The sequence below is a fragment of the Vibrio sp. T9 genome, from assembly GCF_003123985.1.
In the GTDB taxonomy this organism is placed as follows: Bacteria; Pseudomonadota; Gammaproteobacteria; order Enterobacterales; family Vibrionaceae; genus Vibrio; species Vibrio diabolicus.
Window position 1 is genome coordinate 1 of record NZ_NIGY01000069.1, and the last position, 436, is coordinate 436.

The window sequence follows — 436 nt, forward strand, 5'->3', positions numbered from 1 at the left end:
GGTCTTCGCGCCGCCGCCCATATGCGTGCGGCACATTCGCTGAAGGTCGCAGGATCGATCGCGATGCAACGCCTCGAAGGCATTCGTGTATCCCGGGCTTTACCGGTCAACGTCACGCCTTCCAAGGGAGTTACCCCATGAAAGACTTCTTCCTGGCCATCTGGCGTTATAGGCATTTCATCGCATCCTCGATCCGGAACGATCTGCGCTCACGTTTTGCACGCAGCAAACTGGGCGCTATCTGGATGATCCTGCAGCCGCTCGCGCAGGTGGCCATCTACTCGCTGGTCCTGTCGCGGATCATGTCGGCGAAGTTGCCGGGCATCGACAACCCGTACGCGTATTCGCTTTACCTTCTGTCCGGCATGCTCGCGTGGTCGCTGTTCAGCGAAATTGTTTCGCGATCGATCACGGTCTTCGTCGATAACGGCAGTCT

1 pseudogene is annotated in these 436 nt (G+C 58.3%); it reads left to right on the forward strand.

Going from position 1 to position 436, the window contains the following annotated elements:
* Nucleotides 1–137: 137 nt before the first annotated feature.
* Nucleotides 138–436 (forward strand): annotated as a pseudogene (locus tag CBX98_RS25460) (ABC transporter permease); the annotation flags it as partial.